The organism is Filimonas effusa (assembly GCF_004118675.1).
In the GTDB taxonomy this organism is placed as follows: Bacteria; Bacteroidota; Bacteroidia; order Chitinophagales; family Chitinophagaceae; genus Filimonas; species Filimonas effusa.
Window position 1 is genome coordinate 336,543 of the sequence record NZ_SDHZ01000002.1, and the last position, 25,213, is coordinate 361,755.

Sequence of the window (25,213 nt, forward strand, 5' to 3'; positions counted from 1 at the left end):
CCATACAACATGAATCATCGATGCTATCCCTGAAGCAATTGGGCAAGTCTTTTTCTCAATTTCTCCTCTCCCGGCAGCATAGCGGCCTCAAGAGAAATATTAATAGGAACAGCGGGCAAATTCAAAGCTCCCATTACCTCCACTGGCCCGTCGAGATAATTGAAGCAGGCTTTAGTGATCCGGTAGGCCAGCGCTTCGGCAAAAGAATTATTCTGCTGCTCTTCAGTCAGCACCAGGCAACGTCCATGTTTTTTAACCACCTCGAACACCAGCGCTTCATCTAATGGATACAACGTACGAAGATCTACCACATCTATCTGTCCGGGAAAAGAGGCAGCTGCGGCTTTTGCCCAGTATACGCCCATACCGTAGGTGATCACGCAAGCCGATTCTCCATTATCAACACACGCAGCCGTAGCTTCGGTAACAACCGCCGCCTTACCTAATGGCAGTATATAGTCTGAAGCAGGCTCTACCATGCGTGCCGGATCGGTACCCGGCACTTTACTCCAGTAAAGCCCCTTATGCTCCAGTATCACCACCGGGTTCGGGTCATAAAATGCAGCCTTCATCAGCCCCTTTATATCAGCAGCATTCGAAGGATAAACCACCTTAATACCTTTTACCGACAATAAAGTTGACTCTATACTTCCGCTATGATAAGGCCCGCCGCCACCATAAGCCCCGGTAGGCACCCTTAAGATCATTGGCACCGGAAACTTACCATGACTTAAATAGCAGGACTTTGAAATCTCCGTCACCAGTTGATTTAACCCCGGATAAATATAATCGGCAAACTGAACTTCAACGATAGGTTTAAGCCCCACTGCCGTCATGCCAATGGTAGAACCAATAATATAAGCTTCCTGTATGGCAGTATTAAAAACACGATGCGTACCAAATTTATCAGCCAGTGTAGCAGCTTCACGGAACACGCCGCCCAGCCGCTGCCCTACATCCTGACCATATAATACACATTCCGGATGCGCCCGCATAATATCTTCAATGGCATGCAAAGCCGCATCAACCATCATTACTCTTTCGCCCAACTGGGGCTGGCGTACACCAAGTTCCTGCGTAACAGGGGTCTCTGCAAAAACATGTGCGGTAACCTGCTCCACATCCGGTTCGTTTGCAGCACATACAGCATCAAACGCCTCCCGGACAATGACAGCCGCATCTTCGTCAATTTTAGATATCTGCTCTTCCTGGTAACCATGCATCGCCATCAGGCGGCGTAAAGCCGGAAATGGATCCTTCAGCGCATGTTTATCCAGGTCTTTCTGCGACCGGTAAAACTCTTTCCTTACCCCGCTGGTATGATGCCCCAACAGCGGCACACTGGCATGAATAAGCAGAGGAGCCCGCTTCTGTCTTACAAATGCTACCGCCTCTTTTAAAGCAAAATAGCTGGCTACAAAATCGCTTCCATCTACCTGCATCCGGTGCATGCCTTTAAAACCGGCTGCATATTCGTAAGCATTCATGGCACGCGCCTCCTGGGCCGACACACTAATGCCCCATTGATTATCCTGAACCAGGTAAATGATCGGTAGCTGCTTTAGTACAGCAAACTGGAAAGCCTCGCTAACCTCGCCCTCAGTAATACTGTTGTCTCCAAACGAACACAATACCACAGGCAGCTCACCGTCGGGTCCTTTTACTAATAAAGGAGAAGCTGTTTCTTCGAGAAAACGCAGCCCCTGTGCAATGCCGGTAGTAGGAATAGCCTGCATCCCCGTGGCACTGCTCTGATGAATGATCCTGGGTTTGGTTTCGTCAAGTGAAGAAGGATGACAATAATAAGACCGTCCTCCCGAAAAAGGGTCTTCGGCCTTTGCCATCAGCTGTAACATCAGTTCATGAGGCGTAAATCCAAGCGACAATAACATACTGTCGTCACGGTAATATGGACTTACATAATCGCAAGGCAACAAATGCATGCCAACAGCAATTTGTATGGCTTCGTGACCTTTGGAAGTAGAATGTACATATTTACAGGTACTCCTGTTATTCTCGTACAAGTTCCCCATAGCCCGGGCGGTCGCCATGAGATGATACGCCCTGGCGATTTCGTTAATGGCAAGCATGAGATAATTGATCCATTATTTTATCTCCAGTTCAAACATCCTTTCCTGTTCCAAAAAGCCCTCCAGCACATCTCCAACCACACACTCACCAACACCTGCCGGTGTACCGGTGAAAATAACATCACCGATGTTAAGCGAAAAATACTGGGAGATATTAGAGACCAGCTTGTCAAAGGAAAAAATCATGTCACTGGTATTCCCACGCTGTACAGTTTGATTATTCAGCGTAAGAGAGAAGTTAAAAGATTTTTTCATCAGCTCAGGTATCAGGGGTAACCACTTGCCAATAACAGCAGAGTTGTCCCATGCCTTTGCTTTTTCCCAGGGAAGTCCCTTACTTTTTAGTTCATTTTGCACATCCCGTGCAGTAAAATCTATACCCACAGATATGGCATCGTAATAACGGGAAGCCATACGCTCCTGTATGTATTTCCCGTTTTTCGAAATACGCAACACCAACTCCACTTCATAATGAAGTTCATTGGAAAACTCAGGGTAGTAAAACGGCGTATGCGCCTGCAATAGCGCACTTTTAGGCTTAAGGAAGATAACAGGCTCATCAGGAACATCATTGTTAAGTTCCTTTGCATGATCTGCATAGTTTCTACCAACACAAAAGATTTTCATAGATAAACTTTTTTAGTAAATAATAATCATACTCGGGCGATAGCCAGCTAGGGTACAATTGGTATCAGCCTTTTGCGTGCATCATATTTATGCTAAAATACTGTTAATCAGCCGTTCTATTTCGAAAAATCTAAATTATTCACCTGGCTTGCCGTTTTTTCCACCCCTATTTGGGCAAATTGCTCGATAATACCGGTACAAGCCAGTATCTTTTTGTTCACTGTTTCCACCTCCTCAGGAAACCATTTTCCAAGCACAAACTCAATTTGCATCCCCTTAGGATATTGATTTCCAATACCAAAGCGTAATTTGGGATACTTATCCGTGCCCAACATGGCCTGAATATCCTTTAGCCCGTTATGCCCGGCATCGCTCCCCCCACCCCGCAACCTTAATTTATTGATGGGAAGCGCAAGATCATCCACAATGGTCAGCGTTTGCTCCATAGGGATCTTTTCCTTGTCCATCCAGTACCGGAAGGCTTTCCCACTTAAATTCATGTAAGTGGTGGGCTTGATACATACAAATATTTTTCCCTTCCACTTTACCTCGGCAACTTCCGCCAGGCGGTCGGTCCTGAAAACACCACCGTGCTTCTGCGCAAAAGCATCCACTACATCAAAACCTATATTATGCCGGGTATGAGCATACTCCTGCCCTATATTCCCCAATCCAACGATCAGAAACTTACTCATTTTTAATAATAAATGAAACCCAAAAGTAGTATTTTTACTAAGCTCGGATTTCCATTATTAAGCTTTTTAATTTGTACGCTGCATCAACTTTTGCTTTTGTCAACCGACTTATCTCTTCCGGTACCCATTCGGATATGCCTTTGGATGAGGTAAAAAGAACAAAACTTACCAATATCTGTGTGCTTAGTTGCATGCCGGTAACCACCTTTTTCCTGATAGTTAACCTGCTTAAACAATACTACACACTCGGCTTTATCAATCTCGCCATCCTAGCCGGTGGTGCTACAATATTATATATCAACTACCAGCGCCGCTACTACCTGGCCCGGTTACTGTTGCTGATAGTCAGTAACATCATTTTTACCGTAAGCAGTATCCTGTATCACAATGGTGGCGAGCATTTCCTGCTCTTAACCATCATCCTTGCCGTCATTCTGTATAATAATAAATGGTTCATCTACATCTTCAGCGGCATCACAGCCATTGCCTACATCTGGGTATATATCGAAAAAAGCCGCTCCCCCATTATAACCAATGTAGGCGGAACAAGAGCCATCATCAACCTTGCAATGATGCTGCTCCTTTTCATTATCAGTCTTAACTATTTTAAACAGCAGCACCTGCACCACCAGCAGGTAATAGAAAAAAAGAACAAAGCCCTCTACGATCAAAAAATACAACTCCTCGCACAAAAAGATGCCCTGGAAGAAAATAACCAGATGCTGGGAGAATTGAACCGTACCAAAGAAAAACTTTTTTCAATCATAGCCCACGACATGCGATCGCCTCTCGGCAGCCTGCGTGGATCACTCGACCTACTGCAGCAGCGCATGATCTCTGCCGCCGAGTTCGAACAAATAGCAGCCATCCTCATCCAACAGGTCGACGACCTGCAGGCCAGCCAGGAAAACCTTTTGCAATGGAGCCGGTCGCAGCTCACCGGCATTTCAGTTAAAGAACAACTGGTCTCCCTGCGGAAACTGGCCGAAGAAAAAACAGCCTTCCTCCAGCCACAGGCCGTTAAAAAGGACATCTTAATTCGCATCGACATTACCGATCAGGCACTCGTAAAAGCAGATATGGATCATTGCAGCCTTATTCTAAGAAATCTGTTAACCAATGCCATCAAATTCAGCCCCGTAGGAGGACTCATTATAGTAAGCAGCCAGGCCCATAAAAACTTTGTGTGCCTTTCCATCTCCGATCAGGGCATCGGTATATCGCAGGCACAGCTCGATCTGCTGAATTCCGGATCTGTAAATGTCTCAACCAGGGGCACCTCCAATGAAAAAGGAACAGGGTTAGGACTTTTACTCTGCAAAGAATTTCTTGAAAAAAACGGCGGCCGCCTCGAAATTACCGCCAACCATCCCAAAGGCAGCGTAGTTAGCTTCCTGTTGCCCATAGCCAGTTGAGCCAGCCACAGCCCAGGCCTTATCCCACGGCCAACACCTGTATTCCTTCATTTGAAACAAGCAAGCATTCCCCTGGTTTCAAACCTAAAATCACATACATGCAAAAAAAAACGGGCCGACTGCTCTTGGCAGCCAACCCGTTTTTGCTATTGGAATCAGTCCGTTTACTTCTTCTTGTCTTCTTTCGCCGCAGCAGCTTCTTCTTGTTTCAGCTGACGTGTCATAACTACAGAAGCAACAGGAATACGTGGAGAGTTCATCACCTCCATGTTTTCTGCTTTCACATCCTGAACACGAATGTTGGCATTCAGTTCCAGGGTAGTGATGTCAACCTCAATGTTCTCTTTCAGATACTTAGGTAAAGTTTTTACCTTCAGCGCTTTCATTTTGGTGATTAGTTTACCACCGGCTTTAACACCCACTGAAGTACCTACAAACTTCAGAGGCAGCGTAGCGATAACTTTTTTATCTTCTACCAGTTCCAGCAAGTCAAGGTGGATCAGTTCGTCTGTAACCTTGTCAAACTGCAGGTCTTTCAGTACGCATCTGTAAGCTTTTCCATCCAGCTTGATTTCAGCAAGCTGGAATTCACCTGTGTACACCAATGGTTTAAAAGCCTTGGCCGGAGCGGAGAAGTTGATCTCCTTGGCACCCCCGTAAATTACAGCAGGCACGAGTTCCTGAGAGCGAAGCTGGCGGGTGGCTTTTTTGCCAAAATCGGTCCTCAGTTGTCCTTCGATTGTAATTGTTTTCATTTTATTATATGTGTTTTATTAAAAACGCTTTCTTACTGGTGTCTGCGCTGCGAATGAATGAACAAGCTTGTAATGCTCTTGTTTTCATACGCATTCCGGATAGCGATGGCGAAAAGATCTGCAACACTTAACGCCTTTATCTTGGCGCTCTCCTTTTTCAGGGGAATAGTATCACAAACAACAAGTTCCTCCAATACACTCGCCTCAATATTTTCATAGGCTTTTCCGCTAAGGATAGGATGCGTACACAGTGCACGAACACTTCTGGCACCTTTCTCCTTCAACAGACCCGCTGCCTTCGCAAGCGTACCGCCCGTATCACAGATATCATCGATAAGAATAATATCTTTTCCTACCACATCACCTATTACTACCATGCTGGCAATTTCATTTGCCCGCTTGCGATGCTTATCACAAATAACCATTTCAGCATTGAAATAGCTCGCAATTTCCCTTACCCTGTTCGTACTTCCTACGTCAGGGGCCGCAAAGGTAAGCTTTTCGAGGTTTAATTGCTCGATATAAGGAATAAAAATGGCTGAACTGTCCAGGTGATCCACCGGAATATCAAAGAATGCCTGGATCTGGGGAGCGTGTAAGTCCATGGTAATCACCCTGTCAGCACCTGCGGCCTCTATAAGGGTGGCTACCAGTTTGGCTCCAATCGCCACCCGTGGCCGGTCTTTCCGGTCCTGACGCGAAAAACCATAATAAGGGATCACTGCTACTATTTTACCGGCGCTGGCCCTTTTGGCAGCGTCAATCATTAGCAGTAACTCCATCAAATTATCAGTAGGAGCAAAAGTACTTTGCACTAAAAAAACATAATCCCCCCGGATACTCTCCAGGAAGATGGGCTGAAACTCGCCGTCACTGAATTTCTGAACATTAATCTTACCCAGGGACGCTCCGAATTTTTTAGCCACCTTTTCCGCCAGATGCTGAGAACCTGTGCCGGAAAAGATTTTAACAGATGGGTTCATAGCTACAGAATGAGGCGCGAAGATAGAAATTCAAATATTATTTGGTGTATATTTACAGAACAATAATTTTCCTATGCTTAGCACCAAAATTAAAAACTGGGCCGAAGAAGACCGGCCAAGAGAAAAACTCATGCGCAAAGGTGTACAGCACCTGAGCAACTCCGAATTAATTGCAATTTTGCTAAACAGTGGCACCCGCAACACATCGGCAGTGGCTGTTGCCCAGCAATTACTGGCAGCCGTAAACCACGATCTCCAGCGCCTGGGAAAAATGTCTGTACAGGAAATTATTAAACTAAACATCAAAGGTGTAGGCAGCGCACGGGCAGTGGCTATAGCTGCCGCCCTCGAACTTACCATTCGCCGCACAGCCCAGCAATTACAGGGAAAAACAATAAAATCTACAGAAGAAGCTGCATATTTCCTGCGGATGCTGCTCCAGTACCGCAAACAGGAAATGTTCGCTGTGCTCTTCCTCAACACCACCAACAGGGTCATCCACTTCGAAATCATCAGCCAGGGCGGCATCACCAGCACCATTGCCGATCCCCGCGTGATTCTCAAAAAAGCACTCGTTCACGATGCCGTTCATGTCATCCTTTGCCATAACCACCCAAGTGGCGATACCACTCCCAGTAAACAGGATGAAATATTCACCTCCCGCATAAAAACTGCCGCCTTACTTATGGATATACACATCATCGACCACATCATCGTAGGCGAAACAGGCCATTATAGCTTTGCCGATAATTCCCTCATGTAGCAGCAGCCCCCCCCTCGAGGTTATGCCTGTGCATTAGGACCGCCGAAATTCATAGGTATTTCTATTTGCTCCATATCCTGGATAGGACCATTGGCAGCTTCATAACGCTCTACATTCTCCTGTAAAGCACGCATAAAACGCTTCGCATGCATAGGCGTAAAAATAATACGTGATTTTACCCTGCTTTTAGGAGTGCCGGGCATCACGTTCACAAAGTCAATAACAAACTCTGCATGAGAATGCGTGATAATGGCTAGGTTCGCATAAGTACCTTCCGCTATTTCTTCGCTGATTTCTATATTAAGCTGATTCTGTTGCTGATCTGACATTCGTTTCTTTTTGGCAAAAATAAATAAAGCGGGCGATAGTTCAGGATATCAATCCTGCTATCACCCGCTTTATTACATTAAGACAATATCTGCCAAACTATCTGAGTCGCATACTCGATACAATAGCATCAGTTGTTGTACCCTGATACCCCAGGTTTAGCGCAGTATTATCTGCAAACACCGCCTTGGTAACAGTTACAATGATCTGACCCTGAGTACCCTTGGGCACACTAACAGATTTCACTGCTTCCAGCTCCTGGCGATCAATGGTAATGGTTTGATTAGCCGCGGTGGTAATGCCCGAAATGCTGTAAGAAATAGTAGTGTTCTGGTTTACAGCCCGCTTTAACACAAAGTGGATATCAATTGTGGTATCACGGGGCGGCGCAACAATAGAACTATTATCAAATACTGCATCTACATAAGGCACAGTAAAGGTTCCTTCTAAAACATTGTCTCCCGACGATTCTTTTTTGCATGCAGTAAAGATCAGCACAAAAAAGAAAGCCATGTATATAACTGAGTATTTCTTCATATTGTTATTTTTAAAGATCAAACCACATTTTCACGTTAAACAGTGATATTTCCGGCGCATTAGGATTAGCCAGTATCTCAGAGCTTCCGGGATATTGGAACCTGCGGAACAGGTTGGTACCACCTACCACACTTGGCGGTCTCAGAGCCGGTGTTTCACTACCCTCTGGTCCGGAACGCCTCCATTCAGTGAAGGCATCGATACCGCGGTCCATCTTATCTACCCAGTGCTGGTAATGAATAGCAGCGATCGCATCAGCAGCAGTCATGCTGGTCAAACTGGGTCTGGCGGCAGCAAAATTTGCAGCATCTGCAGCAGCTACACCCCAGAAGATACAGGATTGCGTTATTGCAGCCTTATAAAGTTCATCAGCCCTGGCCATATTCACACTAACACCCAAACCTCTTGCATATACCTCTGCCTGGTAAAAAAGAGCTTCCTGGTAAGTGAATACAAATTCAGGCTGGTCTGCAACGTGTATGGTTTTTGCAAGCTTTGCATGAACAGCATCATTCGCATTGGCGCCTGGTTCTATACCTACATAAGCTGTCTGACCGGTCGGCCTGTCAAAGAACCTCGGCAAACGCGGATCGGCATTTGCATTCATGAAATCCACAACGTAGGGAGAACCATAGAAGAATTCCCTGCCGCCATTATACTGCAGGTTAATAGCATACTTGGGATTTCTCTTGCCCGCTGTTGTTGCAAAGGAAACTTTCATATTATCAGCCGCTGCCGATATTAAACCTCCGTCGGTAATAAGGGTACCTATGGCCGCTGCCCTTGCAGGCTCTTTATCTACCATAGTAAGCAACGCCCTTAACTTAATCGACTTGGCCGCTTTGATCCATTTGCTGATATCACCACCGTAGAACATGTCATAGGAACCGGTGAACTTGGTTTCATTATCCTCGTCAAATAAAACCAGTGCCTGGTCTACTAATGCAACCACACTATCAAGCACATCCTTCTGAGGATCAAAATGAGGAGAAGGATAAAGATTGAAATTGAACGCCTCTTTGTATGGAATATCTCCATAAATAGTCGTTAAATCATATACCGTTTGCGCCAGCAACACTTTAGCTTGCGCTACACCATTGTTATTTTTCGGTGTATAAGTATTCGCCTTGTCTATGATGTCTCTCAGGTTGGCGCCTACACTCGTATAAAACTGCGTCCATATGTTACCATAGCTGAAAGCGCTGAACACATAAGCATCTTCACTGCGCGTTCCCCAGCTGATACCTAACGTAGAGTTACCGCCACCCGCAACAGATTGTCCACCCAGTGCCATAGGAATATATAAGTCACCACCAGCACGGTTGTTGACATAAGATGTTGTGGCAAACGAAAACAACAACTTCGCATCTATCGCCTTGGCATTGTTGGGATCTTCGTTAACATCAAGGAATTTCTTACAGGATCCCAGCGACAATGCTGCCAGCAGGCCTGCCATTACATATATATATTTTCTTTGCTTCATAGTTAATTAGTTGTATTAAAGTTTAAGCCTCACGTTGAACCCAATAGAACGGGTGGTAGGTACAGAGTTGAATTCTACACCCTCACCAACAGTACTGTTTGTGAAAAAGTTAGCCTCAGGATCAATATGAGGAATATTATCATGAATGATCCACAGGTTCCTGCCTTCTACACCTAACTCAATTCCTTTAATAAAGCTAAATACACCGGAAAAATTCTTTTGAGGGAACATATATGAGATCCTTACTTCTCTCAGCTTAACATAAGAAGCATCGAATATATTCGCCTCCGTATTGGATGATACAAAGTTGTTCGCCCAATAATCTTCTGTACTTTGAACAGCTACAGTATTGGGAACATACTTACCATCAGCAGTTTCATTAACACCTTTATCGATGATAGGTTGATCTCTGTGGCCAGCAGTTTCAATAGCCATACCGCTCGTACGTAAGCTAGAAACAGTGCTGGAATAAAGCGTACCACCTTTCCTTATATCAACAAGGAATCCTAAATTAAATCCTTTGTAGGTGAATGTATTGTTCACACCCAGCATCCATGACGGATACAGGTTACCTAAACGAACATCACCGGTAGTCACACGATAACCATTATCCGGATCTATAACAATATTTCCGTCCGGATCGCGAAGCCAGCCGGTACCATAAATACCAAACTCTTTTCCTTTTTCAGCCCTGATCTGCAGTGAGCTCCAGCCGCTGGCCAGTGTATAGGTCTTGATAGATTCAGGTAACTCGGTCATGATCTGTTTGTTCTTTGAGAAGTTACCATCGATTCTCCAGGTGAAATCACTTGTCTTAACAGGTATGATACCTAATTGAATCTCCCAGCCAGAGTTCTGAACAGTACCCGCATTGGTCCTTAAGGTCCGGAAACCTGTAGAGTTAGGTACAGCCAGCGCTACGATCTGATCGGAAGTTTTTGACTTATAATAGGTAACATCGAGATTGATCCTGTTTTGCAGGAAACGCAGTTCAGCACCAAACTCATAGGAGTTTTGTTTTTGAGGCTTCAGGTTGTAAGCAGGAGAAGTAATAGGAATGCTATATGCAAGCGCTCCGTTGAAAGGGAATGTTACACCATAACCATACTGCGCAAAGCCAGCGCTCTGAGGATTGTAATAAAAATCTGTCAGGTAAGGCGATTCATCACTACCAACACTTGCCCAGGTAGCCCTTACTTTACCATAGGAAAGCCAGCTCGGTTTCTTCATTACTTCGGTAAATACAAAGCTGGAACTTACAGAAGGATAAAAATAAGAACGGTTGTTTACAGGCAGCGTAGAGCTCCAGTCATTTCTGCCGGTAGCATTAAGGAAGAGGAAGTCTTTATAGTTGAACTCAATTTCACCAAACACACCTAAAATACGTTTGCGCTGTTGGAAATTCTGAGTTACTACCACCGCAGCGTTCGCAAAAGAATATAACTGGTCAACAGTCAGCTCCTGCGCATCACCCTGGCTGCGCCTGAAATACTGCTCGTAAATATTACCACCTACCAGCGCCTTGAGCGTAAGATCTTTGGCAATAGGTTTTAAAGCAGTGATCGTCAGGTCATTGTTAAGAGTACGGCTGTACAGGTTGGCTTCAGTAAAACCACCGGTAAGCATACCAATAGTACCATTACGCGTAACACCTTTCCTGAATTCGTTATAAACGTCCAGGCCAATATTATTGGTAACAGTGATCCAGTCTACAGGTTTGTAGTTCAGCACTGCATTACCATAGATCCTTTCCAGGTCACCGGAATAACCGTTGTTGTTAATGATCCAGAATGGGTTGTTACCGGTACGTGAAGGCGACACCGGTATTTGCTGACCCGTTTCAGGATTAATATAGTTGTCCCTTAACTTCTGCATATCCACAGTCCTGGGAATGTTGTATAAAACGTTACCCAGGATGTTAGGGTTGTTGGAACTTTGTACAGGACGGCCCTTGGAAGAAATACCCATATAACTTACATTGGCCCTCGCATTGAATTGGGGAGAGAAAACCCGGCCGCCGTTAAGTGTCAGTGAATTTCTTTTGTACGATTGATTAGGAACAGTACCATCCTGTGTAGTATTGGAATAACCTAACCTGAAATCAGCACCTTCATTACCACCTTCAAAAGAAACAGAGTTCATGAAAGTATTACCGGTTTGAAAGAAGTCTTTGATGTTATCAGGATAAGCTTTCAGTGTTTCCTGCTCTCCCAGGAAGTTGGTGAACTGGCGATCCTGTACATCACTGATCTTGGGACCCCATCCGTTAAGCTGTGCCACTTCATAAACGCCATAAGTACCTTGGGCATACTCGTTCTGGAATTTAGGCAGTTTCAGCACATTATCGAAACGGGTAGAAGAATTTACGGTAACAGAAGAACGGCCCGATTTACCCTTTTTGGTAGTGATAACGATCGCACCGTTTTTTGCACGCGCACCATAAAGCGCAGTTGCAGAAGCTCCTTTCAATACTGATACAGATTCAATATCATCAGGATTGATATCACCAGCCCTGTTACCATAGTCCACAGAAGCTATACCTGTAGGAGCCGCACCAGACTGGGTTGCAATGTTAGGACTGCCATTATCTATAGGCAAACCATCGATCACAAAAATAGGCTGGCTGCTGCCACCCAGGGAGCTTACACCACGAATTACAATCTTGGAACTGCCACCCAGGGTACCGGACTGAGCCGTTACACGTACACCAGCCAGTTTGCCTGCAAGTGAGTTCACCACGTTGGCTTCACGGGCTTTATTCAGTTCATCACCAGCAATTTGCTGTACGCTGTAACCCAATGATTTTGTTTTACGCGTAATGCCCATTGCGGTAACTACCACCTCTTCAATAGTGGATGTCTCCCGCACAAGTGTAACGTTTATGGTAGATTTCGTACCTACAGTTACTTCTTTTGAAACAAAACCTACAGAGGAAAATACAAGCACATCGCGATTGGCTGCATGGATCTCGAATACGCCAGCCTCACTGGCAGCAACGCCCGCCGAAGAACCTTTAATTTGAATGGAAACAGAGGGTATCGGAACATTGTTTTCATCAACAACCTTACCAACCACCGCTCGCCGCTGCGCTAACGCAGACGTAAAAACGCATAGTAACCCTAATAAAAACGTTACTAGTTTTCTCATGTGTATATGTTTAATGATTAAATACTAAATACTCAAGTATTTACTTGTTTTAATACAGCAGCAAATCGTAATGTCAGTTTCTTGCAGGTACAGGATAAAAAATGGATTTCAATGAAATCTTGTCGGTTTTTTATGCGGCAGTTTATAAGGTTTGTTAGCTTTTTAAATGTTCTCAAATCACTGTTAGTTGAATTCTCATTTCAGTTTTTTAAGAAAGCAGCAACGCAATATTAAGCAATAAGTTAATTTTTAACCAAAAAATAATTTTTTTACGCTTTTAACAGGACAAGGAGCATTAAATAAATGCTGCATGCCTTGCATACTTATTTTTGTAACATGTTCAAACACCTGAAACAAAAATGGAACGTAAATGGCTGGCGCCTCCTGCTTATTATTACAACCTTTGCCCTGGGAGGCAGCGCCTGCGGGTATATCGGCAGACTAATTATGAAAACCCTGCCCATAGAACACCGTGCCCTATGGCTGATAATTTACATACTGTTAGTTAGTTTACTATGGCCACTCTGTGTCCTCATCGTCAGCATCCCACTCGGTCAGTTCCTTTTTTTTCGCCAATACCTGGCAAGGCTCTTCAGCAGAAAAAGAAGAACGGATAAAAAATAATACTTTTGCAGCCTATGCAAGTATTAGACGGGAAAATCGCATCCCAATCCGTAAAAGAACAATTAAGACAGGAAGTATCCCAGCTCATGGCTGAAGGAAAAAGAGCGCCCCACCTGGCGGCGATCCTCGTTGGCAGCAACGGCGCCAGCGAAACCTACGTAGCCAATAAAGTAAAAAGCTGCGCCGAAATAGGCTTCGAATCAACACTCGTTCGCCTCGAAGAAACAGTCTCCGAAGAAGCATTACTGAATACCATACAAAACCTGAACAATGATGCTGGTATTGACGGCATCCTCGTTCAATTACCGTTACCTAAACATATCAGCGAACAAAAGGTCATCGAAACCATCCACCCCGATAAAGATGTCGATGGCTTCCACCCTAACAGCGTAGGTAAACTCGTTCAGGGCCTCGAAACCTTTGTTCCCGCTACCCCATATGGTATCATGCTCATGCTCGAACACTTCAACATCAGCACGAAAGGCAAACATGCGGTAGTTATTGGCCGCAGTAATATAGTGGGTCGCCCTATGAGCGTACTGCTTAGCAGCAATCACGCCTACGGCAACTGCACCGTCACCATCTGCCACTCCCATACCGCAAACCTGAAAGAAATATGCTTACAGGGCGATATCATAGTAGCAGCGCTCGGACGCCCCGAATTCGTAAAAGCCGATATGGTAAAACCCGGAGCAGTGATCATAGACGTAGGTATCACCCGCGTGAACGATGCTACAGCCAAAAAAGGATACCGCATTAAAGGCGATGTCGCATACAACGAAGTAGCAACAGTCGCAGGCGCCATTACACCGGTACCCGGTGGCGTAGGCTTAATGACTATCGCCGGCTTGATGAAAAATACACTGGTCGCTTATAAAAGGAGAATATCCTGATGACTACCAACACTACAGATACAAACTTGTTACCCGTGATGGAATCCTTCTATACCATTCAGGGAGAAGGATTCTATCAGGGAAAAGCCGCGTACTTCATCCGCCTCGGAGGCTGCGACGTAGGCTGCTTCTGGTGCGATGTGAAAGAAAGCTGGGACGCCAGCGCTCACCCCCTCTATACCATAGAGCAGATCACCGAACGCGCAGTTCAGGAGGTTACAGCCGTAACGCCCGACACCTTCCCCGTCATCGCAGTCGTCACAGGCGGCGAACCCCTCATGCACGAACTCTATGAACTCACCGAAGCGCTCCAAACCGCAGGATTCGCTACCAATATCGAAACATCCGGCTCCAGCCCGTTAAGTGGCTATTGGGACTGGATCTGCCTCTCTCCTAAAAAATTCAAAGCCCCGCTCCCCGAAGTAGCACAGGCTGCCAACGAGCTAAAGGTCATTATCTATAATAAACACGATCTGATCTGGGCCGAAGAACAGGCTAAATTGGTGCTCCCTTCCTGTAAACTCTATCTCCAGCCCGAATGGGGTAAGGCAGCAGAAGTAACCCCGTATATTGTCGACTACATTAAAACACATCCACACTGGGGATTAAGCCTGCAGATCCATAAGTACATCAACGTTCCTTAAACAGAACGTATCTTTAACATCCGCTCAACCATAGATCCAGACTTGCTGCCATACAAAGGCTGTCAAAAAAACACGCCTGCCCCTCATCCACAAAAAAGTACGCTTTATAGAGCCGTTTATAAGCCGCCTTCGAGCCCTCTTCAACCCAACGGCCATGTTCCTGAATAAAATCCCCGCTCCAGCATCAACCACTCCAACTATCATTTGCCCTTTTATTTTAACAGCCACCTGCCAATCACCCCACCCCTGTAATCCAACCATCCGCCATCTGCCATCTATTCCAAATAATTTCCGAACTTCCAGCTATGGAAAAGTTGCTCTTGATCTGCGGGTTATTGCTCGGAACTGTGGCCCACACCCAGTACAATTCCGAAAAAGTGAATAAAAAAGCGGTTGACGCATACGAAAAAGCAATGCTGCAGTTACGCGACGGTCTCGTAAGAGACGCTATCCCCCTGCTCGGCAAAGCGCTTGAATACGACCCCAATTATGTAGATGCTTACCTCTCCCTCGCCGGCGTCTATGGCGAATTGAAAAACTATAGCAAAAGCATCTATTATTACGAAACAGCAAGAAAGTTCGATACAGCCTACTTTAAATATTACGACCTCCCCTATTCTATCAACCTCGCCGGCGAAGGCCGCTTTGCCGAAGCATTACAGGCCGCAAACAGGTTCCTCGCACTCGACAAACTGTCCGATCGAAGTATCGCCAATGGCAGATATAGAAAGAAAACATACGAATTCGCACTGCAGCAACAGGCCCGCAACACCAACACCAGCTACGTCTTTGCACCCATAAATCTCGGCGACAGCATCAACTCGCCGCAGTCGGAATATTACCCCTCCATAACTATCGACGACAGCCTCTTCGTTTTTACCCGCAAAGGCGCAGGCATCCGCGAAGACTTTATGTCAAGCAGCCGCCTCCAGCCCCAAACACCCTATACCAAAGCAGGCCTCATCAACGGCGATATCAATTACCAGCCCTCAAAAGGCGCCCTCCATATCTCCCAGGACGGCGAATGGCTGCTGTTTGCAGGCAATTTCTCAGGACAAGGATTCGGTAACTTCGATCTCTACATCTCCTATTATACCCCTACCGGCTGGAGCGAACCACAAAACCTCGGCCCTAACATAAATACTGAATTCTGGGAAAGCGCCCCCACCCTTAGCCCCGATAAAAAAGCCCTTTATTTCAGTAGCAACCGCCCCGGCGGCTACGGCGGAAAAGACCTGTATGTAAGCTACCGCCAGCCCAACGGCCGGTGGAGCCCCGCAGCTAATATGGGACCCGCCATCAATACCGCCGCCGATGAACAGGCACCCTTCATCCATGCCGATAACCAGACGCTGTATTTTACATCCGACGGGCTCCCAGGCTATGGCGGCACTGATATTTTTGTACTAAGAAAAAAAGATAACCAGGAATGGGGCATCCCCGAAAACCTCGGCTATCCCATCAATACCATAGAGAACGAAGGCACCTTATACGTTGCCTCCAACGGCATCGATGCCTACTACGCCAGCGATCGCGCCGATAGCCGCGGCGGGCTCGACCTCTACAAATTCGAACTCCGCCCCGATATCCGCCCGGTTAAAACGCTTTACGTAAAAGGCCATGTATTCGATGCCACCACGCAAAAAGGCATTCCCAGTACTGTAGAACTTACCAACGACAGTAACCAGCAGCTGGTTACAAAAGTTCAAACCGATGAAACAGGACATTACTTTATAACACTTCCCGTAGGCAAAGACTACACCTTTACCGTTAACCGCAAAGGCTATCTCTTCTACAGCGATGTGTATGCCCTTTCCGGAAAACCTGCCGACACCACTTATCAGAAAAATATTGCACTCCAGCCCATACGTATCAACAGTACCGTGATCCTGAAGAATATTCAATTCCCATCCAATTCCTACGAACTGGCCCCGGTTAGCCGCATCGAGTTGGATAAACTGGTCGACCTCCTTGGAGAAAACCCGGCCATACATATCCAGGTCAGCGGCCACACCGATAATACCGGCGACGCAGCTCAAAACCTGAAGCTCTCTGCCAACAGGGCAAAAGCTGTAGCAGACTATCTCATAAGCAAAGGCATCGATCCAAAACGCATCACCTCTAAAGGTTATGGCGCTACCAAACCCCTGGCAGGCAATGATACCGAACAGGGAAAAGCACAAAACCGGCGCACAGAATTTACCATCACCAGCTTATAAAAACCATCCAGAACCATGAAAAACACAGCCCTGCTATCACAGATAGCCTTAACCCTCGTACCTCATATCGGTGCTGTTCAGGCGCGCATGCTTATCAACCATTTTGGCGATCCGGAAGCAATCTTCCGTGCCAGCAAAACAGAGTTGAGCAGCATTGGCTATATCGGCGAAGTAAGAGCTTCGGCTATCCGCCATTTCAACAACTTCGAAGCAGCAGAACAACAGATCAGGTTCATCGAAAAATATAACATCACACCCCTGTTTATAACAGACCCCGCTTATCCCCAACGCCTTACCCATTGCCCCGATGCACCCGTATTGCTTTATTTTAAAGGAAATGCCAACCTCAACAGTAATAAGGTCATCAGTATTATCGGCACAAGAGGAAACAGCAGCTATGGACGCCATATCACCCAACAACTGGTAACAGATCTTGCCGAACTGGCAGAAAATGATCTCCTCATCACAAGCGGACTGGCTATGGGTATCGATGCCATAGCCCATGCAACCGCATTACAGGTAGGCTTACCCACAGTGGGCGTACTGGCGCACGGCCTCGATACCGTGTACCCCTCCCAGCATCGCCACCTCGCCAAAGACATGCTGCACGCAGGTGGCCTGCTTACCGAATATTGCTGGAATGTAGCGCCCGACAAATACAACTTCCCGAAACGAAACCGTATTGTAGCAGGCATGGCCGACGCCATAATCGTGATAGAAACCGGCACCAAAGGAGGTAGCATCATAACCGCAGAACTCGCCTGCAGCTACAACCGTGAAGTCTTCGCCATACCAGGAAGAATTACAGACCCCGGAAGCAAAGGATGCCTCTCCCTTATTGCCGACAATAAGGCAGCGCTTCTCTCCGGCGCAAAACAACTGTTTCAGATGATGCGCTGGCCCCATAACCAGCCGCCGGAACCTGCATTAACCACTACCCTCAACACTTTGCGCGCAGAAGAACAGTTTGTCATTGATTGCTGCCGGCAACACGAAATAATAACCCTCGAAGAACTCTATAATACCTGCAACCTAAGCAACGTGTCTACACTGCTTGTTCAAATGGAATTAAAGGGATTGATCCTTTCCCTCCCGGGAAAAAGGTACACCCTGCCGCCATCCCTGCTCCGGCACTTATCATAACTATAATGGCAAAGTAAAATAAAACGCAGATCCACCCGTCACAACCGCTTCAAACCATATCTCGCCACCATATACTTCAACAAGCTCTTTGTTGATGCTGAGCCCCAGACCATAGGTCTGTTCGCCGGAAGTACCTTCACGCCCCGCAGCCCCCTCAAATATCTTTTCCCGCATTTCCTCAGGAATGCCCATACCATTATCCTGAACACATACCTGAACATGATCCGGAAATACATCCAGCGCAACATAGATCCGCTCTCCGGAAGGACTGAACTTAATCGCATTTACGATCAGGTTATTTACAATCCGCCAGATCTTATCATAATCAGCTTTCACAATAGTACCAGGCAGCACTTTTAAAATGATCTGCTGCTGTTTATTCTTTGCTTTGAAACGAAGCAGGTCAACACACTGACTTATCAGCAGGCCAAGGTCAATGGCGTTCTCAGATTGCTCCCTGCCTTTCTGAATATTGGCATCCAGCAGATCCTCGATGATCTCAAGCGCATGTACACTTGAATCACGCATGAGCGCTATCATCTCCTGCTCCCTGGGCTCCAGTACAGATCTCGCCAATAAAAAATTACAGATCCCGCTGATTCCCCCCAAAGGGTTCTTAAGATCATGCGCCATCACCTTCATCACACGCTTATAATTACTGTTGCTGTTCGCAAGCGCCTCGAGCGTCGCCTCAAGCTGTTCATTCTGCAGGTTGATACGAAGCCCGTTTTTCTTCGATTGCCGCAGGTTATAATAGATCAGTAACGACACCGCCGCCAGCGTGCAGGTCACTACAATTGTGAGCAGGAGGAATATGGTGCTCCGCCGCTCCTTTTCAGCCAGAAAATGCAGCTGATACTCCGTTTTTAAATTCTGGAATTCCCTGTTGAAATCAGCACCCGCCAGCTCACGCTTACTCATATCTATCGAATCCTTTGCAAGCAGGTACCGGTCAAAATAAAAACGCGACTGCTTCGGATTCCCCTGCTGGTTATGATACAATAGCCGCATTTTAAGCAGCAGCACATAAGTCTCCTCATAAGGCAGTTGCTCCGGGTGAGCTTCTACCTCGCGCAATACTACATCCATTTCCTTCAGCCTGTTAAGAGCCAGCAACACCCCGGCAAGTTTAAGCCTGGTGATATGCGCATCTCCATTGTAATACCCCTTCTGGCTATTGATCGCTATATTCTGCCTGTAAAGATCGATAGCCTTAACAGTATCCCCCTTCTGCAGCCAGGCATCCCCCTCATTACCATATACTACAGCCCTGGCCATAGCCACATACTGGCTCTTATTAGGATACTGCGCCTCCCGCGATGTTATGAAAGCTAATGTCTTATGATAATAATACAAAGCGCTGTCAGGCATTCTTAACCGTGTATAACACAAGGCTATATTATCCAGCGTTCCCTGGTGCGCAGCAAACAGCTCAAAATTCTCCTTGCAGAGGTCTGCACTCTCAGCCGATTCTTTATACCAGCCCAAAGCCTCCCGGTATTTAGCCTGCCGGTAGCTTACAGTACCAAGCCGTCCACTGAAATTACTCGTAGCGATCCTGTAAAAACAACTATCCGAAGTCTCCTCCATCGCCACCTTGCTGGCATAATAATATTGATAAGCATTATTATACTGCTTCTGCGCAAGCAGTATATCCCCTTTATGAAGATTAATATTTACATACTCCCGGTAATATTGCCGTTGCAACTTTTTATTTTGCAGTAACCCCAGCGCACTGTCAACATAAACCATTGCCAGCTGGTATTCGCCCTTCTCGTGATAATAATTCCGCTTAAAATCATACTTCCTGTAAAGATCACCAATCCCGGCGCCATCCATCTTATGATAAAAAACATCGATATCATGAAAAATAGCCGCAACACTGTCCGTCTCCATCCGCGCATCGGCCTTCACAAGCAAACTATCTATGATAATAGGATGGTCTTTCATCTGGGTAGCTATATGCCGGCAGGCACATAGTGCCAGCAACCAGGCAAGCATGAGAAACTTTTTTTGCATCGAAGAGGATAAGTTGGATAAGAAAGGTATGCACTCATGACAAACCGGAAATAACACAGTGAATATATTTTAAATTAACGACATTGCCATATTCTGTTATGAATTTATCACAAACAAATACAATACAACCCTTAGTTTCAGATAGGAACGCAGAATTCAATATTTTTGATGAAACACGATAATGGCCATGTGTAATATCTCAGCTTTCAAAACCCTCCTGCTCGGCAGCGCCTTCATTTTAACCTGCTCCGCACAGGCACAAACAAAAGCAGTGGCGCTCGATATGTCTCCCTTCGGCGATGCATCACGACACTGGTACGGCATCCCCGATAAACATAATATGATTCAGCCCGCTCCCGGTCACCCGCAATACGCCTCTACCGATCTGGATGCAATAGGACAAAACATCCTGCTCTATCAAAAATCGAACGGAGGCTGGCCAAAGAACTACGATATGCTCGCCATCCTCACACCCAAACAAAAAGATACACTAATAGCAAATAAAAGCGAGCTCAATACAACTATCGATAACGGCACCAGCTACACACACGTAGCAGCATTGGCTCAGATCTATGCGGTTACAAAGAACAACAGCTATAAGGAAGCTGCCATCAAAGGCCTTCATTATCTGCTCGAAGCACAATACCGCAACGGCGGCTGGCCCCAGTATTATCCTTTGGAAAAAAACTACAGCAGCCACATCACCTATAACGACGATGCCATGGCAGGTGTAATGTTCTTATTCAAAAGCATCACCGACGGCGATACCCTCTATAACTTCCTGTCCTCCACACAACGCAATAGAATAAAATCCGCCTTCAACAAAGGCATCGACTGCATCCTCAATACCCAGATCCGCGAAAAAGGAGTGGCAACAGCATGGTGCCAGCAACACGATGAAGTCACCCTCGCTCCGGCCTGGGCACGAAAATTTGAACCGCCATCCATCTGTAATGCCGAAAGCGTTAAAATCCTGCAACTATTGATGAGCATCAAAAACCCATCTCCTGCCATCATCAAAGCCGTAGATCAGGCAGTAGCCTGGTTCCGGCAATCCGCTATCCATGGTATCAGGATCGAAACAATACAGGCGCCGGCAGCAAACGATGGCATCTTTGGCAAAACATTGAGAACCGACAGGATAGTAGTCGCCGATAGCACCGCACCCGACATCTGGACACGCTATTACGAACTCGGTACACATCGCCCCCTGTTCTGCAACCGCGACAGCAAGGTCGTTTACAGCCTCGCAGAAGTAGAAAGAGAACGCCGCGTAGGTTATGCCTGGTATACCGACGCACCTAAAAAAATACTCGATAAATACGAATCCTGGAGACAAAAAAACCTCTTGTAAAACAGCAGAGATAAGAGCCCGATTTTGTAAAAATAAAAATCCTCTTATCTTTGCACATGGCAACAAGAATTACTCCCTCTAGCAAAACCTCAGCACAAACAAGATTTTTTGGCCAAGGCCTTACATTTGACGATGTGTTGTTAATGCCCGCTTTCAGCCAGGTATTACCCCGCGAAGTGGACATCCGTTCTCAGTTAACAAAAGATATCTACCTCAACGTCCCCATGCTCTCCGCAGCAATGGACACCGTTACTGAAGCTACCCTGGCTATAGCACTGGCACGCGAAGGCGGTATGGGTATCCTCCATAAAAATATGAGCATCGAACGACAGGCCGAGCAGGTGCGAAAAGTAAAACGTAGCGAAAGCGGCCTCATCCTCGACCCCGTTACCCTCCAGGAAGACGCCACCATCGGCGACGCCCTCCGCCTCATGAAAGAAAACAAGATCGGCGGCATCCCCGTTGTCGACAAAAACAGCAAACTCATAGGCATCATCACCAACCGCGACCTGCGCTTCGAAACCGATAAGCGCAAAAAAGTGGTCGATGTCATGACAAAAGAAAACCTCATCACGGCACCAGAAGGCACCGATATGAAAAAAGCGGAAAAAATTCTCCGCCAATACAAGATCGAAAAACTCCCCGTAGTCAATAAACAGGGCAAACTCATAGGCCTCATCACCTACCGCGATATCATTCAGCTGATCAATAACCCCAACGCCGTAAAAGACGGCTACGGCCGCCTCGTAGTAGGCGCCGCCCTCGGCATCACTAAAGACCTGCACGACAGGGCCTACGCCCTGCAACAGGTAGGTGTCGACGTGATGAGCCTCGACAGCGCCCACGGCCACCACATCGGCGTGATCGAAGCTGTAAAATCCCTGAAGAAAAAATTCAAAGGCATCCAGCTTATCGCAGGTAACATCGCCAGCGCAGCAGGCGCCAAAGCCCTCGCCGACGCAGGCGCCGACGCCGTTAAAGTTGGTATTGGCCCCGGCTCCATCTGTACTACACGTATCGTGGCAGGCGCAGGCGTTCCCCAGCTCACCGCCATCATAGAAGCCTCAACCGCCCTCAAAGGACGTAACATCCCCGTTATCGCCGACGGCGGTATCCGCTACACCGGCGATATGGTGAAAGCACTCGCCGCAGGAGCCAACGTGGTAATGATGGGTAGCGTTTTCGCCGGAACAGAAGAAAGCCCCGGAGAAACAATCATTTACGAAGGCCGTAAATTCAAAGAATACCGCGGCATGGGTAGCCTCGGCGCCATGCAGCAAGGCAGCAGCGACCGCTACTTCCAGGATATGGAAGACGGCATCAAAAAACTCGTGCCCGAAGGCATCGAAGGCCGTATCGCCTACAAAGGACACCTAAGCGAAGTGGTCACCCAGTACGTAGGTGGCCTCCGCGCAGGAATGGGCTACACCGGCTCTAAAGACATCAAAGCCCTCCAAACAGCTACTTTCGTTCAAATTACCAACGCAGGTATGCGCGAAAGCCACGCCCACGACGTCGAAATCACTAAAGAATCTCCCAATTATAGCAGGAAATAGCCTCAAATTCTTATGCCGGTACCACGTATCGGCATAAGAATTGAACTTATATATATTAAGTAATACGGTCCGCCCTGTTAAAACGAACAACCTACTATGATTGAAATAAGGAATGTCAAAAAAAGCTTCGGAGAAAAAACAATACTGCACGACGTTACAGCCACGATGGAAGCAGGTAAATGTAATTTGATCATTGGAGCCAGCGGCAGCGGTAAAACCGTTCTTACGAAATGTATGGTAGGCCTGTTCAAACCCGACCAGGGAGAAATCCTCTACAACGGGCAGAATATGCTCGAAATGACCGACGAAGAACGTAAACAGCTCCGCCAGCAGATTGGAATGCTCTTCCAGGGCTCCGCCTTGTTCGACTCCATGACCGTGGAAGAAAATATTATGTTTCCGTTAAACATGTTCTCCAACCTTAGCTATAAGGAACGCCGGAAAAAAGCAAATGAGGTACTCGCCAGGGTAAACCTCAAAGACGCCAACAAAAAATTTCCGGCCGAGATCAGTGGCGGTATGAAGAAAAGGGTCGGAATCGCCCGCGCAATCGTTCTCAATCCCAAATACCTGTTCTGCGACGAGCCCAACTCAGGCCTCGACCCGCAAACTTCCCTCCTCATCGACCACCTCATCAAGGAAATCACTGAGGAATACGACATTACAACCATCGTCGTTACCCACGACATGAACAGCGTAATGGAAATCGGTGACCGTATCTTCTATATGCACCAGGGTAAAAAACAATGGGAAGGCTCGAACAAAGACATCATCTTCAGCAAAGACAAGCTCCTCAACGAGTTCATTTTCGCCTCAGAATTCCTTCAGGGCGCCAAAGAAATGAGAATGCTGGAAGAGAAAGGGGAATCTCCGGCTAATAATCAATGACATTAAGCAACAATCTTACCTTTAAAATATAAATTTCCTCATATTTTTTCTGGTTTGATTGAGCTACTTTTGCCCATTCTCAAACCTAAAATCAAAGATTTGCCATGGCAGTTTTGGTTAACAAGCGGTCAAAGATCATAGTACAGGGCTTTACCGGAACAGAAGGTACATTCCATGCTTCTCAGATGATTGAATACGGCACCAATGTAGTTGGTGGTGTAACTCCTGGCAAAGGAGGTTCAACACATTTAGACAAGCCAGTATTTAACACAGTAGCTGATGCAGTAAAAGAAACAGGCGCAGACGTAAGTATTATTTTTGTTCCGCCGGCTTTTGCAGCAGATGCCATCATGGAAGCCACTGATGCAGGAATTGCATTGGTAGTTTGTATTACAGAAGGCATTCCTACCCAGGATATGGTAAAAGTAAAAAATTACCTCCAGGGTACCTCTACCCGCCTGGTTGGTCCTAACTGCCCTGGCGTTATCACAGCTGGTGAAGCTAAAGTGGGTATCATGCCCGGATTCATTTTCAAACCAGGACGTATCGGTATCGTATCCAAGTCTGGTACTTTAACTTACGAAGCTGCCGACCAGGTAGTGAAAGCTGGCTTAGGCATCAGCACAGCTATCGGTATCGGAGGTGATCCTATCATCGGCACACCTACCGTTGAAGCAGTAAAATTATTGATGGAAGATCCCGAAACCGACGGTATCATCATGATCGGTGAAATCGGTGGTAGCATGGAAGCTGATGCTGCACGCTGGATCAAAGACAACCTCAAAAAACCTGTAGTGGGTTTCATCGCAGGTCAAACAGCGCCTCCCGGCCGCCGTATGGGCCACGCTGGTGCTATCGTTGGTGGCGCAGAAGATACTGCCGCCGCTAAAATGAAGATCATGGGCGAATGTGGTATCCACGTAGTAGCCAGCCCGGCCGACATCGGAAAAACAATGGCTGCCGCACTCAAAAAATAAGCATATTAACACAGTATAGCTTTTTACAATAACGCCCCGGAACATCCGGGGCGTTATTGTTTTCCCCCACCCCC

The 25,213-nt window shown here is 46.6% G+C and carries 21 protein-coding genes; 11 read left to right on the forward strand and 10 right to left on the reverse strand.

Annotated elements, in window-relative coordinates; translation table 11 throughout:
- Positions 1-23 precede the first annotated feature (23 nt).
- From ESB13_RS12705 to pth, 3 genes are all read right to left on the reverse strand, one after another.
- Positions 24-2,090, reverse strand: a complete 2,067-nt coding sequence (locus ESB13_RS12705; protein WP_129003835.1) for an alpha-ketoacid dehydrogenase subunit alpha/beta — start codon at positions 2,088-2,090, stop codon at positions 24-26.
- 15 nt (positions 2,091-2,105) lie between these two features.
- Positions 2,106-2,717 (reverse strand): fumarylacetoacetate hydrolase family protein, encoded by a 612-nt coding sequence (locus ESB13_RS12710; protein WP_129003837.1) that lies wholly within the window; start codon positions 2,715-2,717, stop codon positions 2,106-2,108.
- Between the two features lie 116 nt (positions 2,718-2,833).
- Complete coding sequence (pth, locus tag ESB13_RS12715) at positions 2,834-3,412, reverse strand: aminoacyl-tRNA hydrolase (protein WP_129003839.1); 579 nt, start codon at positions 3,410-3,412, stop codon at positions 2,834-2,836.
- Positions 3,413-3,483: 71 nt separating this feature from the next.
- On the opposite strand from pth, the gene ESB13_RS12720 reads away from it, so the two are divergent.
- Positions 3,484-4,827 carry a sensor histidine kinase gene (locus ESB13_RS12720; protein WP_129003841.1) on the forward strand — a complete coding sequence of 448 codons (1,344 nt, stop codon included), beginning with the start codon at positions 3,484-3,486 and terminating at the stop codon, positions 4,825-4,827.
- A gap of 164 nt (positions 4,828-4,991) precedes the next feature.
- Here the strand turns inward: ESB13_RS12720 and ESB13_RS12725 are convergent, their stop codons facing one another.
- A complete protein-coding gene (locus tag ESB13_RS12725; protein WP_129003843.1) occupies positions 4,992-5,582 on the reverse strand; it encodes a 50S ribosomal protein L25 in 591 nt (196 codons plus the stop codon).
- A gap of 32 nt (positions 5,583-5,614) precedes the next feature.
- Entirely contained in the window at positions 5,615-6,565 is a 951-nt protein-coding gene (locus tag ESB13_RS12730; RefSeq protein ID WP_129003845.1) for a ribose-phosphate pyrophosphokinase, read from the reverse strand.
- Positions 6,566-6,638: 73 nt separating this feature from the next.
- Here ESB13_RS12730 and radC point away from each other — a divergent pair, with 73 nt between their 5' ends.
- The gene (gene radC / locus ESB13_RS12735; RefSeq protein WP_129003847.1) at positions 6,639-7,328 is read left to right on the forward strand and encodes a RadC family protein; all 690 of its coding nucleotides are present in this window, start codon (positions 6,639-6,641) and stop codon (positions 7,326-7,328) included.
- Positions 7,329-7,348: 20 nt separating this feature from the next.
- Here radC and ESB13_RS12740 read toward each other — a convergent pair whose 3' ends face one another.
- The 4 genes from ESB13_RS12740 to ESB13_RS12755 all read right to left on the reverse strand — a co-directional run bounded on the left by ESB13_RS12740 (position 7,349) and on the right by ESB13_RS12755 (position 12,822).
- Complete coding sequence (locus ESB13_RS12740; protein ID WP_129003849.1) at positions 7,349-7,657, reverse strand: DUF3467 domain-containing protein; 309 nt, start codon at positions 7,655-7,657, stop codon at positions 7,349-7,351.
- A gap of 97 nt (positions 7,658-7,754) precedes the next feature.
- Positions 7,755-8,192, reverse strand: a complete 438-nt coding sequence (locus ESB13_RS12745; protein ID WP_129003851.1) for a hypothetical protein — start codon at positions 8,190-8,192, stop codon at positions 7,755-7,757.
- 10 nt (positions 8,193-8,202) lie between these two features.
- Positions 8,203-9,675 (reverse strand): SusD/RagB family nutrient-binding outer membrane lipoprotein, encoded by a 1,473-nt coding sequence (locus ESB13_RS12750; protein WP_129003853.1) that lies wholly within the window; start codon positions 9,673-9,675, stop codon positions 8,203-8,205.
- A gap of 15 nt (positions 9,676-9,690) precedes the next feature.
- Entirely contained in the window at positions 9,691-12,822 is a 3,132-nt protein-coding gene (locus tag ESB13_RS12755; protein ID WP_129003855.1) for a SusC/RagA family TonB-linked outer membrane protein, read from the reverse strand.
- 336 nt (positions 12,823-13,158) lie between these two features.
- On the opposite strand from ESB13_RS12755, the gene ESB13_RS24295 reads away from it, so the two are divergent.
- The 5 genes from ESB13_RS24295 (at position 13,159) to dprA (ending at position 18,345) form a co-directional block, all read left to right on the forward strand.
- Positions 13,159-13,446 (forward strand): DUF6787 family protein, encoded by a 288-nt coding sequence (locus ESB13_RS24295; RefSeq protein WP_407920872.1) that lies wholly within the window; start codon positions 13,159-13,161, stop codon positions 13,444-13,446.
- 14 nt (positions 13,447-13,460) lie between these two features.
- Positions 13,461-14,339 (forward strand): bifunctional 5,10-methylenetetrahydrofolate dehydrogenase/5,10-methenyltetrahydrofolate cyclohydrolase, encoded by an 879-nt coding sequence (locus ESB13_RS12760; RefSeq protein WP_129003857.1) that lies wholly within the window; start codon positions 13,461-13,463, stop codon positions 14,337-14,339.
- Positions 14,339-14,983 (forward strand): 7-carboxy-7-deazaguanine synthase QueE, encoded by a 645-nt coding sequence (locus tag ESB13_RS12765; protein WP_246022530.1) that lies wholly within the window; start codon positions 14,339-14,341, stop codon positions 14,981-14,983. The genes ESB13_RS12760 and ESB13_RS12765 overlap by 1 nt, the downstream gene beginning before the upstream one ends.
- 305 nt (positions 14,984-15,288) lie before the next feature.
- Positions 15,289-17,202 carry an OmpA family protein gene (locus ESB13_RS12770; RefSeq protein WP_129003859.1) on the forward strand — a complete coding sequence of 638 codons (1,914 nt, stop codon included), beginning with the start codon at positions 15,289-15,291 and terminating at the stop codon, positions 17,200-17,202.
- Between the two features lie 15 nt (positions 17,203-17,217).
- Positions 17,218-18,345: a DNA-processing protein DprA gene (dprA, locus tag ESB13_RS12775; protein WP_129003861.1), complete on the forward strand. Its 1,128-nt coding sequence runs from the start codon at positions 17,218-17,220 to the stop codon at positions 18,343-18,345.
- Here the strand turns inward: dprA and ESB13_RS12780 are convergent, their stop codons facing one another.
- A complete protein-coding gene (locus ESB13_RS12780) occupies positions 18,346-20,364 on the reverse strand; it encodes a sensor histidine kinase (RefSeq protein ID WP_129003864.1) in 2,019 nt (672 codons plus the stop codon).
- Positions 20,365-20,551: 187 nt separating this feature from the next.
- Between ESB13_RS12780 and pelA the strand changes: the two genes are divergently transcribed.
- From pelA to sucD, 4 genes are all read left to right on the forward strand, one after another.
- Entirely contained in the window at positions 20,552-21,718 is a 1,167-nt protein-coding gene (pelA, locus tag ESB13_RS12785) for a pectate lyase (protein WP_129003866.1), read from the forward strand.
- 56 nt (positions 21,719-21,774) lie between these two features.
- Positions 21,775-23,274 carry an IMP dehydrogenase gene (gene guaB / locus ESB13_RS12790; RefSeq protein WP_129003868.1) on the forward strand — a complete coding sequence of 500 codons (1,500 nt, stop codon included), beginning with the start codon at positions 21,775-21,777 and terminating at the stop codon, positions 23,272-23,274.
- 96 nt (positions 23,275-23,370) lie between these two features.
- A complete protein-coding gene (locus ESB13_RS12795) occupies positions 23,371-24,162 on the forward strand; it encodes an ABC transporter ATP-binding protein (RefSeq protein ID WP_129003870.1) in 792 nt (263 codons plus the stop codon).
- Between the two features lie 104 nt (positions 24,163-24,266).
- Positions 24,267-25,139 (forward strand): succinate--CoA ligase subunit alpha, encoded by an 873-nt coding sequence (gene sucD, locus ESB13_RS12800; RefSeq protein WP_129003872.1) that lies wholly within the window; start codon positions 24,267-24,269, stop codon positions 25,137-25,139.
- Positions 25,140-25,213 lie beyond the last annotated feature (74 nt).